This is a genomic window from Nocardia miyunensis NBRC 108239 (genome assembly GCF_001613065.1).
In the GTDB taxonomy this organism is placed as follows: Bacteria; Actinomycetota; Actinomycetes; order Mycobacteriales; family Mycobacteriaceae; genus Nocardia; species Nocardia miyunensis.
Genome location: NZ_BDBQ01000126.1, coordinates 16,959 through 33,036 on the forward strand (window position 1 = coordinate 16,959; position 16,078 = coordinate 33,036).

General features: G+C 66.7%; 11 protein-coding genes. 4 read left to right on the forward strand and 7 right to left on the reverse strand.

Annotated elements, in window-relative coordinates; all coding sequences use genetic code 11:
- Positions 1 to 3 precede the first annotated feature (3 nt).
- Positions 4 to 273, forward strand: coding sequence for a hypothetical protein (locus NM2_RS49880; protein WP_245718520.1), 270 nt, complete (start codon positions 4 to 6; stop codon positions 271 to 273).
- Positions 274 to 291: 18 nt separating this feature from the next.
- Here NM2_RS49880 and NM2_RS43115 read toward each other — a convergent pair whose 3' ends face one another.
- The gene (locus tag NM2_RS43115; RefSeq protein ID WP_067682609.1) at positions 292 to 2,610 is read right to left on the reverse strand and encodes a serine/threonine-protein kinase; all 2,319 of its coding nucleotides are present in this window, start codon (positions 2,608 to 2,610) and stop codon (positions 292 to 294) included.
- Between the two features lie 133 nt (positions 2,611 to 2,743).
- Positions 2,744 to 4,288: an amino acid permease gene (locus tag NM2_RS43120; protein ID WP_067682612.1), complete on the reverse strand. Its 1,545-nt coding sequence runs from the start codon at positions 4,286 to 4,288 to the stop codon at positions 2,744 to 2,746.
- A gap of 176 nt (positions 4,289 to 4,464) precedes the next feature.
- On the opposite strand from NM2_RS43120, the gene NM2_RS43125 reads away from it, so the two are divergent.
- Entirely contained in the window at positions 4,465 to 5,220 is a 756-nt protein-coding gene (locus NM2_RS43125; RefSeq protein WP_067682615.1) for a MerR family transcriptional regulator, read from the forward strand.
- Positions 5,221 to 5,256: 36 nt separating this feature from the next.
- Here the strand turns inward: NM2_RS43125 and NM2_RS43130 are convergent, their stop codons facing one another.
- The 5 genes from NM2_RS43130 to NM2_RS50745 form a co-directional block, all read right to left on the reverse strand.
- Positions 5,257 to 5,562: a WXG100 family type VII secretion target gene (locus NM2_RS43130; RefSeq protein WP_067682617.1), complete on the reverse strand. Its 306-nt coding sequence runs from the start codon at positions 5,560 to 5,562 to the stop codon at positions 5,257 to 5,259.
- Positions 5,563 to 5,586: 24 nt separating this feature from the next.
- The gene (locus tag NM2_RS43135) at positions 5,587 to 6,048 is read right to left on the reverse strand and encodes a YbaB/EbfC family nucleoid-associated protein (protein WP_067682620.1); all 462 of its coding nucleotides are present in this window, start codon (positions 6,046 to 6,048) and stop codon (positions 5,587 to 5,589) included.
- Between the two features lie 60 nt (positions 6,049 to 6,108).
- A complete protein-coding gene (locus NM2_RS43140; RefSeq protein ID WP_067682623.1) occupies positions 6,109 to 6,792 on the reverse strand; it encodes a hypothetical protein in 684 nt (227 codons plus the stop codon).
- 66 nt (positions 6,793 to 6,858) lie between these two features.
- Positions 6,859 to 8,364: a hypothetical protein gene (locus tag NM2_RS52275; RefSeq protein ID WP_245718521.1), complete on the reverse strand. Its 1,506-nt coding sequence runs from the start codon at positions 8,362 to 8,364 to the stop codon at positions 6,859 to 6,861.
- Positions 8,365 to 8,433: 69 nt separating this feature from the next.
- Positions 8,434 to 10,053, reverse strand: a complete 1,620-nt coding sequence (locus tag NM2_RS50745) for a hypothetical protein (protein WP_174575754.1) — start codon at positions 10,051 to 10,053, stop codon at positions 8,434 to 8,436.
- Between the two features lie 357 nt (positions 10,054 to 10,410).
- Here NM2_RS50745 and NM2_RS43155 point away from each other — a divergent pair, with 357 nt between their 5' ends.
- Positions 10,411 to 10,980 (forward strand): YbaB/EbfC family nucleoid-associated protein, encoded by a 570-nt coding sequence (locus tag NM2_RS43155; RefSeq protein WP_157121828.1) that lies wholly within the window; start codon positions 10,411 to 10,413, stop codon positions 10,978 to 10,980.
- A 14-nt stretch (positions 10,981 to 10,994) separates the two neighbouring features.
- On the forward strand, positions 10,995 to 16,078 hold a 5,084-nt coding region (locus tag NM2_RS43160; RefSeq protein WP_067682632.1), incomplete at its 3' end, for a WXG100-like domain-containing protein.

Here is a 16,078-nt window from a genome sequence, read left to right on the forward strand (position 1 = left end):
ATTGTGCGCGAACCACTCTCACCCGACGAGCAGCGCCGCAATTTCGAGCGGTCGCTGGCCTCGGTCCTCGCAGGCGGCGGTCTGACCACCGGCAGCGGGCTCGACGACGAGACCGAGCGCGCCCTCTGGGCGGTCGCCGATGCCCATCCGCAGATCCCGGAGGAACTGGTACGGGCGGCGCGGACCGCGTTCGAGGCGCAACTGGACGGTTCGCACGCCGCGGCGCGGCTGGCCGAGTTGACCCGCCGGATCGAGGAGATCAACCGCCGGTAGCCGCCACCGGGCCGGGCCTCACCACCACGATCGCGGCCGCAGCCGGTTGGCCAGATCGATCAGCGCGTACCGCTGCAGGCGGCGCGGCGTGCTGCGGGCGATATGACGCAGTGCCAGTTCGATTCCCTCGCGCAGCGCCTCGTCGGAGTAGTGCAGGCCCAGGATCGTCGCTTCCGGGTCGGGAGGAGCCGCGCCGCGGCGCAGCCAGTCCAGCGCGGCGCTCAGGACCAGCACTCGCATCTGTTGCAGGCGTGGCTCATCGGGCAGGTTGCGCAGGCGCGCGGCGGCCTGGTCGAGGTCCTCGCGGGTCAGCTCGTCGGCCGGACGGGTCACCAGCAGCAGGCAGGCGGTCATCCGGGCCACATCGTGATGACGCGAGGTCTCGGGCACTTGCTGCAAGGTCTCCACGGCCGCGGTGTGGTCATTCGCCTCGGCCAGGCAGCGAGCCAATCCGAAAGCGGCGCTGGCGAACCCGTGATTGATCCGCCAGACCGCTCGGTAGTGCTCGGTCGCGGCGCGCTCCCACCGATCCGGGTCCTGCGGCTCGGATTCGAGCAGCAGTTCGGCGGTCGCGGCCAGGGCGAGCAGCGGCGCGGCCTCGCCGGGCAGCATATCGGCGACGAGATCGAAACGCGTATAAGCCTTTTCGTAGTCGGCGTCGATGAGTTCGGCGACCGCGGCATACCATTCGATGCGCCAGTCGATCCGGTAGCCCGAGCGCAGTCCGTCCAGCTTCGACCGCGCGTACTCCACCTCGCCCAGGTCCAGATATGCGCGAACCTCGGTCAGTGCGCCTTCCAGTTCGAAGGTTTCCGGCATGGTGATCTTGCCGGTGCGCATGTTCTCCCGGCGCTGGCGCAGGGTGTCCAGCGCCTGATGTGGATCGCCGTGCAGCAGTGGCGAGACCAGATCCGCACTGGGATCCTCGCCGTCGATGAGTGGAACCGGAAGGGCCGCAGCCACTTTCGCCGGGTCCAGGTCGGACGTGCGGGGCACCCCGTCGGCGATGGTATCGGTCTGCCGGATCAGCGTATCGATGCCGAAATCCCCTCGCGTGGCGCCGAATACGGTGGATATCTGCGGAAATTCCCGCCCGGTGTCCTCGGCCAGGACCGCGCGCAGCACGCCGAGCAGCTGCCGGTACAGCGCGTAGGCGGACGGAAAGCGCTGGGCGGGATCGGGATCGGTGGCCCGGTGCACCAGCCGCGCGAATGCCGGATAGCGCGCGAGCACGGGTTCGTCCTGTGCCGAAGGGATTCCGGGAAGCTTGTGGCCGTGCGCGTCGATCGGCATGCGCATGGTCAGCGCGGCCAAGGTGCGCCCGACCGTGTAGATGTCCGAGGCCACCGTGGGCCCGGTGCGGGTGAACTCGGGGGCCTGATAGCCGGGTGTGCCGTACAGGCTGCCGCCGGACTGGCGGGCGGCCACCGCGCCGAGGTCGATCAGTTTGACCTCGTCCTCGCTGACCATGATGTTGTCGGGTTTGAGGTCGTTGTAGGCCAGGCCGAACGAATGCAGATAGTCCAGTGCCGGAAGTACTTCCAGCATGTAGGCCACGGCCTCGGCGACCGGCAGTAATTCCGGTGCGCGCTCATCCAGTTCGGTCTTGAGCGAGCGCCCGCCGACGTACTCCATCACGATGTAGCCGCACGGAATCCCGTCCGCGCCACGATGTTTGACGAAGTTGTAGATCTTCACGATCGCCGGATGCGCCATCTCCGAAAGGAATTGGCGTTCGGCCAGGGCCACCACGTGCGCCTCGATGTCCAGGGGATTCTGCAATCCCTTCAACACCACCCAGCGCCCGCTGACGTTGCGGTCGCGGGCCAGGAAGATCCAGCCCATCCCGCCGTAGGCCAGACAGCCGCGCACCTCGTACTGATCGGCGACCAGTTCCCCTGGTTCGAGCATGGGCCGGAAGTTGAACGGGGAGCCGCACTGCGCGCAGATCCCGGCCGAGACATCGTGCGCCCGCGAACCCGACGTGGGTTCGGCCACGCTCTCCTCGGATCGCCCGACCGGCTGCTGGCATTTCCAGCAGAAACGTTTGTCCTCGGGAACTTGGGGATCGCGCAGCACCGCGGCGGTGGGATCGACCGGATTCACCCGCGGCAGCGTGACCAGCCCGGCGCCCACCCGCCGCACGCCGGGACGCGAGCGCTGATCGGTATCCGCCGCGACCGGAACCGAATCCTCCTGTCCCGCCCACGAACTCGGCTGGGTGACCACCACACGCCGGGTCGCCCACCGGTAGGACGTCTCGGCGGCCTCGCGCAGCTGGCGCGTCGCCCACGGGGGTGGACTCGGGTGGCCGGACGAGCTGGAATTCTCGGCCATTCGTCTTCTCAGAACCTCGAACCTCGCAGTGACCCGGAAACCCCACCGCTCCGCAGCCGGAGTGATCCGTACTGCGGAGCGGCGGGGGCCGGTTCCCGGCGGTGTTCCGGTGGTTTACCGGAATCGACGGGTATCAGTGCGATTGTGCCTCATCATCCGAGCTCGCGCTGGGACTGGAGATCGAACCGGACTCCCGGTGTTCCATCGGACGCTCGGCCAGGACCGGGAACTGCCCGGTGTAGCCGACCCGCGCGGTCGCCAGTTCGAGCACCCGCTTGCGGGCCAGGAACCAGCCGCCGATCAGCAGCGGGAGCACGATCACGGCCATGGCCAGGACCGCACCCCACTGCGTGCGGTCGCCGCTGAAGATCATGATCAGCACGACCACCGCGAGGAATATCAGCGCGGATATGCTCGTGTACGGAGCACCGAACAGCCGGAACGACGGACGCGTCGCCTTGCCCTGCCGTGACCACCGCCACAGCTGCAACTGGCACAGCAGGATCGCGGTCCAGGCGAACATGGTGCCCAGTGCGGACACGTTCATCACGATGGAGAACGCCTCCTTCGGGACCAGGGCGTTGAGCCCGACACCGATCAGCGCGACGCAGCCCGTGGCCAGGATGCCGACGTAGGGCACGCCCCGCGAGGACATCTTCGAGCCGATCTTCGGCGCGCTGCCGTTCATCGACATCGACCGGATGATGCGACCGGTCGAGTACAGGCCCGCGTTCAGGCTGGAGAACGCCGCGGTCAGCACGACCAGGTTCATCACCGTGCCCGCGCCGTGGACGCCCAGCTTGGCGAAGAACGTCACGAACGGGCTGACCTCGGGGTTGAACGACTTGTACGGGATCAGCAACGACAGCAGCACCAGCGAGCCGACGTAGAACAGTGCGATGCGGGCGATGACCGAGTTGATCGCGCGGGGCATGATCTTCTCGGGGTTCTCGGCCTCACCGGCCGCGGTGCCCACCAATTCGACTGCCGCGTAGGAGAACACGACGCCGGTGACGGCCAACGCCACTGGCCAGGTGCCCTTCGGGAACAGGCCGCCGCTGTTGCTGATGACCGTCCAGCCGGTGGTGTCGCCGTCCAGCTTGAACCGTCCGGCGAGGAACACCACGCCCAGGACCAGGAATCCGACCAGCGCGACGACCTTGATGATCGCGGCCCAGAACTCCATCTCACCGAACCACTTCACCGAGATCATGTTGATGGCCAGCACGATGGCCAGCGCGATCAGCGCGATCAGCCACTGTGGGATGACCTTGGTGGCCCCCCAGTAGTGGACGTATGTTGCGATGGCGGTGATGTCGGCGATGCCGGTCATGCACCAGTGGAAGAAGTACATCCAGCCGACGCCGAAGGCCAGCTTCTCCCCGTAGAACTCGCGCGCATAGGAGACGAACGAGCCCGAGGACGGCCGGTGCAGCACCAACTCGCCGAGGGCGCGAAGTATGAAGAAGACGAAGATGCCGCAGACCGCGTACGCGATGAACAGGCCCGCGCCCGCGGAGTGCAGGCGGGAGCTGGCACCCAGGAACAGACCCGTGCCGATGGCGCCGCCGATCGCGATCATTTGCAGTTGGCGAGGTCGAAGCGCCTTGTGGTAGCCCTCGTCCTCGGCGTGCAGGGAATGCGCCTGCGTCTCCGGAGGGGGTTGAACGGTGGTCATGTGCGGGACCTTCCTTGTGATGCCGATCATACCGCTGTGTGGTGTAACGTACCGCTGATAAATGGCACATGCAAGAGGTAAGTTCATATGTAACGTCATGGAAACCCGTGGCCCTCACCGAAACCCGGTGGTAATGGGCACTGTGGACAGGGGTTTCCATATGGTTTCCTGGAGGTATGGCTGTGGAATCGGAGTTCACGATCGACGAGTTGGCGCGCGAGGCCGGGATGACCGTGCGCACGCTGCGCGTGTACAACGAGCGCGGTTTGCTGCCGCCGCCGCAGCTGAAGGGCCGCACCGGTTTCTACAGCGAGGAACATCTGAACCGGGTGCGCATCATCAGCCGGTTGCTCGATCGCGGCATCAAGCTCAACGGTGTGCGCGATCTGCTCGAGGCATGGGATCGCGGTGACGATCTGGCCGCGGTGCTCGGGGTCAGCACGTCCGCCTCGACCGCGCCCCCGGCGCCCAAGCCGGTTGCCGTCGCGGCCGAAACCACCGTTGCCGCAACCGAACTCGCCGAACGCTACAGCGAGATTCCGAACGGCCTGGCCCGCGTGGTGACCACGGGACTGTACGAGCCGGTGGACGCCACCACGTACCGGGTGAAGGATCCGCACCTGGTCGACATCGCCGCGCAACTGATGGGCGCGGGCGTGCCGCCGACACGTGTGCTCGACGAACTCGAGCGGTTGCGGGACGATTGCGACCATATCGCCCGGCAGTTCGTGGACATGTTCGAGCGGACCGCGGTGCGCGAGTTCCGGCGGTCCGATCGCAAATCACAGGATGTGGCCGAACTGGTCGGGCACCTGTCGATGACACGGTCGATGCCCGGCAAGGTGGCGAGCGATCTGATCGGTCAGTACGTCGCCCGGTATCTCGAGCACACCACCCGGGAACTGGGCGACATCCTGCCCGACGGCGTGTGAACCGGGCCGGCTGATCGGCCCGGCCCGTCCGCGCCGCTACTGCGAGGAGGTCTTCTCGTTGTCCTCGAAGGTCTTCGCGGAGTCCCGCAGGTTGTTCGCGTTGTCGGTGAACACGGTCACCAATTGCGAGAGGGTGTTGAACATCCCGTCGCGATTGGTGACGTAACCCTTGTCACCCTCGGCGAACTTCTTGCCGTTCTTGTCGTCACCCCAGGGCGCGCCCTTGGCGGCGGTCGAGGATTGCAGCTTGTCCAGAATCGCCTTGGTGGTGGCGGAGACGTCCTCGAACTCCGTCGCGGACTTGCGCAGTCCGTCGGGATTCAGCTCTACCGATTCGGCCATGGGGTCCTCGCTCTCGTCGGCTGATCAGTCGTCGTCGGATACCGACCAGGGCTGGGCCCGGTCCGGTTGTTCCTTGTTGCGCGCCGAGGGCGGATCGAACGACGCACGTTCGGGTTCGGGCACCTTCGCCGTGAGATCGGGCAGATCCGCGACGATCGAGGACAGGCTCGGCAGCCGGGAGCGGGTCTTGCGCACCGGCGCGATCAACTCCTCGGCCCGGCGGGCCACCGAGGCCGCGGCCTCCTGTGCGGCCTCCAGCACCGCCGCGGCGATCTCGTCGTAGTCCAGCTCGTCGATGTCGTCGCCGAAGACGATGTCGATCGGCACGCCGTCGGCATTGCAGGTCACCTCGACCCGGCCCTCTTCGGCGGTGGCGGTGGCGACGAGTTCGGTGCGCTGACGCTGCGCGTCCGCGATCGACCGGATGTGGGTGTTGACCGTGTCCAGCAGATCGGCGAGATCGGCCTTGGCTCTCTCGTTACTCACGACAGCGAAATCTCCTCGTACGGAAACTGGTCCGAGTTTACCGTGTGATCGCCGATCGGGTCAGTGAAGATTGAACTCGTAGGTGGCGTAACGCCGCTGATCGGTGCCCGCGTCCTCCCAGTGGAAGGCGTGCCGCCCGATGTGGCCCAGGCGGATCCGGGTATCGGCCATGATCCGGAAACCGCTGCGGCGAGCGCGTTCACAGAACGAGTACTCCGCGCTCATGTACCAGTGGTCCTCGCCCTCGGGCACGATCAGCGGCAGGAAGTACGGCACCGTGATGCGGTCGAACTGCTTGTTGCACACCGGGAGTTCCTCGTGCACGATCATCTGCTCGAAGACGGTTCGCTGGGTGAAGCAGAAACCCATTGCCGCATAACGGATCTCGAGCAGACCGCCGCCCTCGCCGAACAGCACCCGGGGCGTGTCGGGCAGCAGTTTGCAGGCCAGCTCGCGCCTGCCCTTGCGCGGGTAGATCCCGCACACCACCGGAAGATCGTGCTCGCGCAGCATATCCACCGCATCGGCGTCGAAGCCGATGTCCGAATCGATCCACATCATCGCTTCGTAGTCGTCCATCAGCGCGTCGGTCGCCAGCTGACTGCGCCCCTGATCGATCGCGGCGTACCGCGGCACCGCGCGCACGTGGTAGCCGCGGGCTTCGAGTTGCGCCAGCCCCCGGGCACATTCGGGCTCCAGGTGGCCGCCGATCGGCGCCAGCACGACACAGCGGGACGGATCCATCGAAGTTCACTCCCTCGTCGAAACATGTTCGCTGATCTCCTGCGACCCGAGGCGGCGGCGGAAAGATCAGAAGTTGAAGGTAAAGCTGGCGAACCGTTCTCGGGAACTGCCCGCGTCCTCCCAGCCGTAGGTCTGCCGCCCGATGTGACCCAGCCGGATCTTGGTGTCGGCGATGATGTCGTAACCGCAGCGGCGGGCGCGCTCGCAGAAGGCGAAATCCTCACCCAGGTACCAGAAGTTCTCGCCCACCGGCACGGCCATCGGCAGGAAGTACGGGACCACCGGGCGGCCGAAATGCTTGTTGCACGTGGGCAATTGCTCGTGTCGCTGGATCTCGTCGTAGATGTGCCGCCGGGTGTGCAGGAATCCGGTGGCGCCGTATTTGATCTTGGCCAGGCCGCCGCCCTCGCCGAAGGTCAGCCGCTCGGTGCCCGGCTCGAGGTGGACCACCAGCTCGCGCTGCCCCTTCTTGGTGTAGATGGCGCAGGAGATCGGCAAGTCCAGGGTGCGCAGCTGCATCACCGCGTCGACCGGGAAGGACATGTCGGCATCGATCCACATCAGCTCCTCGAATCCGGCCGCCAGCGCGTCGGTGGCCATCTGGCTGCGGACCTGGTCGATACCGGACGCGCCGTACACCCGCCACACCGGATAGCCCTGCTGCTCGAGCTGGAAAAGCGAACGCGCGCAATCGGGTTCGATGCTGTCGGCCACCGGGACCAGGATCACGCAGCGGGTGGGATCCAGGCGTTCGCGGACATCGGAGGCGACCCACTGCGGGTCCAACTGCGGCTGCGGCGCGGCCGGCGCGTCCGGGTCGGCCGCGACCTCGCCGCGCACCTGCGGCTCGATGGGCGAGAGGTTCCTCGCGTCGAGGAATCGCCGGTATTCGACGATCCGGAAATCCACGTCGGGCATGAGGTCGTACTCTTCGGACCCCTCGAGCTCCTGGAGCCGGTCGAACAGCTCGAGCTCCTCATCCGTGGCGGGCTGCGGGATCGGGCGCGATCGGACGTTGCGCACCGACGCGTAGTCCACGACGGCGATATCGCGGTCGCCGAGCATGGTCGGCCACAGTGCGGCGAGGCCGAGTTCGGAGATTGTCGAGTCGAAATCCGGTAGGCAACGATTCAGGAATTCCCGGCTGAAGCAGGGAGCCATGTCACTGACATAATTCGTGTATCGCAGTACATGATCGGGAACGACCCGGCTGATCTCGTCATCGACATAACTGTCGGATGTCAGCGAGGGCTGGGCCAGGGCCAAGGAGTATTCGGAACAGATATCGAACATCGCGTTGATCGATGCCGTATCGGTCTGGAGATCATCGTCCGGAACCCAGATGTGATCGTACTGTTCGAGCGAATCGCCCAATCTCCCCGCCACATGCCGCACCACGGCCCATTTCGGTCCCTTGAAATCCATCCGCACCGCGTGGGGGCTGTGGAAACGCTTGGGATCGATACCGGTGTAACTGACGATCAGATCCCAATTCCGATCGCCCGGCCCGGTCATCCAGGACTCGTGCTGCGATATTTCGGTGGCCCGGACGATGACAAGGTTACGTCGCACGACGCCAGTATCGCATCGGCCCGCGGCTTTCGCCTGCGCGCGGGTGGCCGGTGATATCGGAACAGGGGCTCACGAATTCTGTCCGGGGTCGAGCAACGCCTTGTCCGGCAACTGCTGTGGGACGTGCTCGGCGGGGCCGTACGTTTCCGGTTCGGACACCTCCGGAACGGTGGAGCCGGACTCGCTCGGCGTCGCCTGCTCGGACTCGTTCCCGCTCGTTTCCGGCTCGGCGTCCTTGGGTGGGCGCAGGTGGTAGGTGTAGGTGCTGTAGCGGGGGGCGTCGGAGCCGGCCTCCTCCCAGCTGTAGGAGTTACGGCCGATGTGGCCCAAGCGAATTCGGGTATCGGCCATGATCGCGAAACCGTTGCGCCGGGCCCGCTCGCAGAAGGCGAAGTCCTCGCCCAGATACCAGGGATTCTCGCCGTCGTCGATGACCATCGGCAGGAAGTACGGCACCGTCGGGGTGCCGAACTGCCGGTTGCAGGTCGGAAGTTGTTCCGCCGCTTCGATTTTCTCGTACACACACCGCTTGGTGAACAGGAATCCGGTTGCGGCGTACTTGATCTCCACCACGCCGCCGCCCTCGCCGAACACCAGCTGATCGGTCCCCGGCTCGAAGTGCACCACGAGCTCGCGCCTGCCCTTCTTCGCGTAGACCCCGCACACCACGGGCAGATCCAGTGCGCGCAAACGGTTCACCGCGTCGACGGGGAAGTCGATGTCGGCATCGATCCACATCAGCTCCTCGAATCCGGCCCGCAGGGCGTCGGTGGCCATCTGACTGCGCGCCTGGTCGATCGCGGAGGCCCCGTAGAGCCGCCACACGGTGTATCCCTGCCGTTCGAGCTCGAAAAGCCCACGGGCGCAATCCGGTTCGATCTTGTCCGCGACCGGGACCAGCACGACGCAGCGCTTCGGGTCCAGCAGTTCCGGGGACGGGGCCTGCCACGTCAGGCGGCGGCGCGTCAGCCCGATCGGTTCCGGGAAACCGGCCGGGATCCCGCGATACATCACCTGTTGCTGCCGGACCACGCCCTTGCGGGCCATGTAGGCCTCGTATTCCTCGCGCGGGTCCGCCACCCCGGCCTCGCGCACCGCCGCGTACAGCGGCCCGCTGCCCTGGGTCCGGCTGTGCCGCATCGGCACCGCGTCGAGAATGGCGGTTTCGCCCTCGCCGAGCATGGTCGTCCACACGTAGTCCATGCCCCAGCCCGATTGGGTCTCGCCGAACTCCGCGACGGTGCGGCGCAGGAATTCCCGGCTCAGGCAGGGAGCCATGACTTCGGCGAAGTTGGTGTAGCGCAACGTGTATCGCGGATCGAGCCGGGTGATCGGATGGACGATCGAACTGTCCGGGGTCAGCGCGGGCTGGGCCAGCGACAGCCCGTATTCGGCGCAGTAGTCGAACATGAGGTTGACCGCGGCGGTGTCCGCCTCGATGTCGTCGTCCGGCAGCCAGACGTAGTCGTACTGCTCGACCAGCGTGGCCAGATTCTCGATGAGCCGACCCAGCGGCGGCCACTTCGGGCCCTTCGCATCCACTCGCACGACGTCGGGCACGCGGTAGCGATCCGGGTCGTCGCCGAAGTAGCTGACGATCAGGTCCCAGTTCCGCTCCACCGGCCCGGCCAGCCACTTCTCGTGCATCGACGTGTCGCCGGCTCGGACAATGACAAGATTGCGTCGCACCGCGTCAGTATTGCATCGTCCGGTCGGGCGTGCCCGCGGCCGTTGCCCGATGTACCGGTCCCGGACCAGCCGAATCGGTGTCTGCGGCCACTCGGGAATGCCGGGGGCGGCGGGCGGACTCGCGATGTGTGCGTGGTCACCTCGAGATCCGTTGGCGTCCAGGACATTTCGTTGCCACTGTCGATTCGTCCCGAGTTCTCTGCAGGTTTCCCGGGCATCCCGTCCGCTTTTCGCCGTCTCGTCACGTGACCACAGATCGGCTGCGCAACTTCGGCATTGCGATGCGAAACTGCCGTGGACCGGCCATGATGAGCATGGACAATGAAGGTAAGACCGAAGGTCAGGACATAGCTGAGGGTGCGCCGGGACGCGGCTTTCGACGTGCGGCTCAGGGGGTTCGGCCGTAGCATTGAGCCGTGGAGGTTGCCGATGAGCAATGAGCGATTGCAGGCCGATGCCGCAATGATGATGGAGGCGTTCGCCGAGCAAATGTCCGGCATCGCTGAGATCCAGCGCAACCGCTCTCGGCTCACGGCCACCGTTACCGCTTGCGACAAGCGCATCTCGGTCACTGTCAACGCCGACGGCATCCTCATCGAAACCAAGTTCGCCGACGACATCAAAGACCTGACCTACGAGGAGATCGCGATCGCGATGACCCAGTCGGTCCAGGCGGCCTCCGCCAAGGTGCAGAAGATGGCGCGCGAACTCATGGAACCGCTGCGCGAGCGCAAGGACCGGTTGCCGCGCCTCTCCGAATTATTGGAGGGTGCACCGGATCTCGGCGAGATGATGCCCCTGGTCCCGCCCGCGTCGACCGCCCCGCCGGATGCCCCCGAGCGGCGGCGCGAGGAGGAACCCACGATGGTCTACGGTGACGTCGAGGATGTTCGCCCGCGCTCGATGATCAGTGACATCGACCGGTAGGTGCGGGTTGTACCGTGAGCCTCTATCTGCCCCCCGAGCTTCGATGGCTCGGCTATGTCGCGGGAACCGAATGGCCCGATGGCGATGAAGACGCGATCTGGGCGGTCTCGCAGATCTGGAAGGATGCCGCGGAGGGACTGCGCGGAGTCATACCGGAAATCCGGTCCGCCAAGGGCGTAGCGGTCTCGGCCTACCCGCAGGGATCCGGCGGGGACAGCATCTCGAGCATGTTCGACCAGATGTTGCAGGGCGACTCCTCGGTGGAAACCCTTGCCAAATATATGGATTCGGTCGGCGACGCGGCGTTCGACATGGGCACCCAGGTTCAGGCCGCCAAGCTCATGGTGATCATCTCGCTGATCATGCTGGCCATCGAGATCGCCTGGGCGTGGCTGTTCCCGCCGACCGCGCCCGCGGTGGAGGCGGCCGAGATCGGCGCCACCCGCGCGGTGGTGCGCTTCCTGGCCCGGATGATCGAGGATCAGATCGTCGCGCGGGTGCTGCGGGTCTTCGGCGAGAAGTTCGCGAATCTAGCCAAGGGCTGGGTCGCGCGAATCCTCGAGTCCGCGCTCATCTCCGGCGGCGTCGACGCCGCCGTGCAGCTGGGCCAGATGGCCGACGGCAAGCGAAAGAGCTTCAACGCAACGGAATTCGGCACGGCACTGGCCGGTGGCGCCGCGATGGGCGGGCTGGGCAAGGGCTTCGGAAACTTCTTGGGCAAGCAGTCCCAGAAGTGGCTCGGAAATTCTTTGAAGAATCCGTGGGTGCGCACCGGCAACAGCATGGTCATCGGCGCGGCGGGCGGCGAATTCGGCAATGCGGTAACGAGTTTGGTGGCCGCGGGCATCACCGGTGACTGGAACGACACCTTCGGCGCGGGTGCGGGATGGGCCGGTGGCGCGATTCGCGGCGGTATCGGCGGTGGCGTCGGCGGATTCAAGGGCATGGTCGGGTCGTTCGGGAACAAGAACTTCGAGATCGGCTCGTTCTCCCCGAAGGGCGGTTTCGAGAGTACGTTCACCCGCGGCGGCGGCGAGGACAGCCCGAGCTACTCGGCCGGATTCCGCGGCGGCAGCGAGGACTCCCCGCCGACGTTCTCCAGCGGATTCCGCGGCGACAGTTCGGAATTCACGGCGGGAGGTTCGAATGGCTTCCGGGGCGGGAACTTCGAGGAGGAACATCCCGGCTCGCAGTCGAACCAGCTCACCGTCACCAACGGCGCCGGCAACGGCCGCGGCTTCTCCGGCGACTCCACTCCGTCCAACGGTCAGAAGCCGACAACTCCGGCGGGATCGACCCAGAGCGACACCCGGCCTGGATCGAGTTCGACTGGCGGACAACAGAAGTCCGATTCCTCGCCGAACGAGGCTCCGCCGATCGGCGTGGACGGCAGGAAGACCGCGCCCACCGAGGATCCGAACCTTCAGGGCGGTCAGAAATCCGAGGTCACCGACGATCCGGTCAGCCAGTCGAGCCAGAAGTCCGAGTCCACCGAAGGTCTCGGTAATCAGTCGACTCAGAAGTCCGAGGTCACCGACGGTCCCGTCGCGCAGGTGACGCAGAAGTCCGGGGGGACGGACGATCTCGGTAACCAGGTCACGCAGAAGACCCAGGTCAGCGGTAACAGCGGCACCAATCAGGTCAACCAGCGAACCACCTCGTCGACCAGTTCCGGCACCAGCACGTCGCAGTCCTCGCCGACCAGGTCCTCCGCCACGCCGTCGGCGAGCTCCACCGGCGACGGAACGACACCGCGTCCGACGCTGAAGATCAATACGGACACGTCCACCTTCGCCTCGCGTACGGTCGACGACGGCGAGGTCAGCCCGCTGTCGACCACGTCCCCGTGGAATACCGACGACCTGTCGCCGGTGAGTCCGATCACGCCCAAGGCGACGCCGTCGTTCCCGGGCGGATCTCGGTTCGGCTCGGATCTGTCGACGAATTCCAGTACGGTACGGCCGATTTCGTCGTCGGAGACGGGGTCGACGAGCAGTACGCCCATTCGGGCCTCGAACTCCTCCGGGGCACTCGGCGAGGGCAGCGGAACGCGCAACCCGATCGCGGCCTCGGTCAAGACCGCACCCGGCGGCGGCTCGGCCCTGCAGAGCGGTCCTCGCCCGACGGTGGGCGTGACCGGCGACGGTTCCTCCACACCGACGCGGGTCGGCGCGACGCCGAGTACGGGTTCGTCGAATACCGGCGGTTCCGGCGGGCGTCCCCTCGGCGACGGCACGACCAACTCCACCCAGTCCGGCGGCGGGCGCGGTACGAACGACGATCCGGTCACCTCCGGCAACAACCCGCGCGCCGGGGTCGGCGGCGGCTCGAACCGGTCGGATCAGACTCCGTTGTCCCCCTATGGATCTCGTACCGGCGACGGCGACGGATCGCACACCGAATCCGGCGGGCCCACGCCGGGCGGCAACCGCGACTCCGACGACGACGGCAACCCCACCTGGCGGCGGAACAAGGACGGCAGCATCACCGTCCGCCTCCCCGACGGCACCGAGGTCCAGGTGCAGGACGGCTTCGTCTTCATCGGCGTGCACGGCGGTGCGGAGGGCGGCGGATCCGCTGCTCCGCACAGCTTCGGCAGGGACGGCTCGGTGCGATTCCCGGGGGCGAACGGATCGAACGTCACGGTCAAGTCGAACGGCGAGACCGAGGTCGAGAACTCGTCGGGTAAGAAGACGACCTACCGTCCGGACGGGACCAAGGTGGAGACCGAGCCGGGTCGGCCCACCATCGTCACCACGCCGGACGGCACCGAGCACACCGTGCCGACCGACAAACAGAGCTGGACCAGGAACGACGACGGCACCACCACGGTCGTCTCGCAGGACGGCACCCGGCACACCGTCAGCTCCGAGGGCGACATCACGGTGACCCGGCCCGGCGAGGATCACGGGATACAGGTGTCCGCGGACGGCAAGTCGGTTCGTTTCGTGGGCGCGGACGGTCACGAAACCGGAAGTCCCGCAGGCAAACCCGGCAAGGGTGCGGGGCAGTTCGAGGAGCAGACCTTCGGCCGTCCGGACCGCGCGACGCACACCACGCTGTCCGGCGGCGGGGTGCGCACCACCGGCCCGGACGGCTCGACCACCACCGTGAAACCCGATGGCACAACCGAATTCGCCTCGCCGTCGGGCCACACCGTCACGCACACCCCGAACGGCGGCAAGGTCGAATTCGGCCCGGGCCGCCCGACGATCGTCACCCACCCCGACGGCAGCACGCACACCGTGCAGACCGATCGCGGATCCTGGAACAAGAACTCCGGCGGCGATCTGCTGGCCAGCTCCATCGACGGCACGGCCCACCTGATCAAATCCGGCGGCGGCCCGATCCAGGTGGGGCGCGGCGGAAACGATCCGCACCGGTTCACCATCCACCCGCCCGCGTCCCCGGAGAAGCCCGGCTTCCTGGCCCGGATCACCCCGGGTTCCTCGACGCCGAAGACCAACGACCACAGCGTCGAATTCTTCGGCCAGAACGGGAAATCGGTCACGGTCGAGGCGCAGCCCAACGGGTCGGTCAAGGCCACGAGTTCCGACGGCTCGACGGTCACGATCAAGCGCAACGGTTCCGCGGAGTTCGTCGGCGAGGACGGCACCAAGACCGGATTCGGTTCCAGTGGAAGGGAATCGGGCTCCAAGTCGGGATGGAACGGCAATATCGCGGCCTGGAACAAGAGCGGCGACGAAGTGCACATCACCGCGCCGGACGGTACGCACTTCACCATCGACAAGGACAAGAACATCACGTTCGGGCATCCGGGCGATCCGCAGCGCACCATCACCATCGATCCCGATCGCTCGATCACCCTCGACCGGCCGGACACCACGACCCATGCGATCGGTCCCGACGGCACCGTGCGCACCGAGACGCCCGACGGCACCGTCAGCACCATGAAGACCGACGGCACAACGCATTTCGAGGAGACGAACGGCAACACCACGCTGACCAAGCCGGACGGCACCGTGGTGCAGAAGGGGCCGGACTCGCCGACCGTGGTCTCGGTGCACGACGGTACCGAGCAAACGCTGCATTCCGACGGCGCGGTGGCGGTGAAGGATCCGGACGGCACCACTCACACGATCGCCGACACCTCGAATCCGCTGGGCGGGCGCAGGACCACCTATCCGGACGGCTCGACCACGACCGTGCCCAGGGCGCCGGAACCATCGGGACGCCTGGAGCGGATGACCGGTCCGCAGCGGCCGCCGGTGACGCTCAACCGGCCCGACGGCACCCGGTTGCAGGTGAACCCGAAGGGCACGGTCAAGGTCACCGATCCGAACGGCACCACCTTCGAGAAGGACGCCAAGGGCAAGGTCACCGTCACCGGGCCCGACGGCGAAGTCCTGCACGGCGGTTCGCCCATCGAGTCGACGCACGGGACCGTCAAGCTCTCCAACGGCGCGACACTGGAGAACACCTCCAACGGGTTCAAGGTGTTCCACGGCGAGTCGGTGTCCGAGGTCGGTAGGGGCGGAGTGAAATTCACCGACCTGGAAGGCATTTCGCGCGAGACCAGGCCGGACGGCATGATCGGGGTCCGCAATCCCGACGGGTCGATCCGGGAGATCCGCTCGGACGGTTCGGTGCGGGTCACCGACAAGGACGGCACCTCCTCGGGCAGCCGCCCGGACGGCACCACCTGGACTGTCGACGAGAACGGCAAGGTGCACGTCAACGATGCCGAGGGCGTCAAGCAGCCGCCGGTGGACCGGGACAGCCCCTTCGTCAGGGGCGGCGATCTGACGACGGTGTTCCGCTCGCGGCTGGTGCTGCCCGCGCCGCCGCCGGAACCGACCATGTTCATGGCGCCGCCGGGACCGACGAGTATCGAGTTCATTCCGGAGGAGGATCTGGTACAGCAGCCACCGCCGCTGGAGATTCCGCCGCCGTACCAGCCGCCGCCGAACTACTACCAGCCGCCGCCGTTCACATTCAATCCGCCGTGGACGAGCAACTGGGGTGGCGGTGGATACGGCGGTGGTCATCACTCCGGTCCGGATCTGTCGGGTCTCGACGACGCCGCCCGGCGCGCGGCTCACGGTCTCGGGGGTGGGTCGGGTTCGTCGGCCGCCGC

Bases quoted from the DNA above. Each gene is read 5' to 3' on its own strand.
- NM2_RS43115 (WP_067682609.1), bottom strand. From the start codon at position 2,610: ATGGCCGAGAATTCCAGCTCGTCCGGCCACCCGAGTCCACCCCCGTGG.
- NM2_RS43140 (WP_067682623.1), bottom strand. From the start codon at position 6,792: ATGGATCCGTCCCGCTGTGTCGTGCTGGCGCCGATCGGCGGCCACCTG.
- NM2_RS43130 (WP_067682617.1), bottom strand. From the start codon at position 5,562: ATGGCCGAATCGGTAGAGCTGAATCCCGACGGACTGCGCAAGTCCGCG.
- NM2_RS43120 (WP_067682612.1), bottom strand. From the start codon at position 4,288: ATGACCACCGTTCAACCCCCTCCGGAGACGCAGGCGCATTCCCTGCAC.
- NM2_RS43125 (WP_067682615.1), top strand. From the start codon at position 4,465: ATGGCTGTGGAATCGGAGTTCACGATCGACGAGTTGGCGCGCGAGGCC.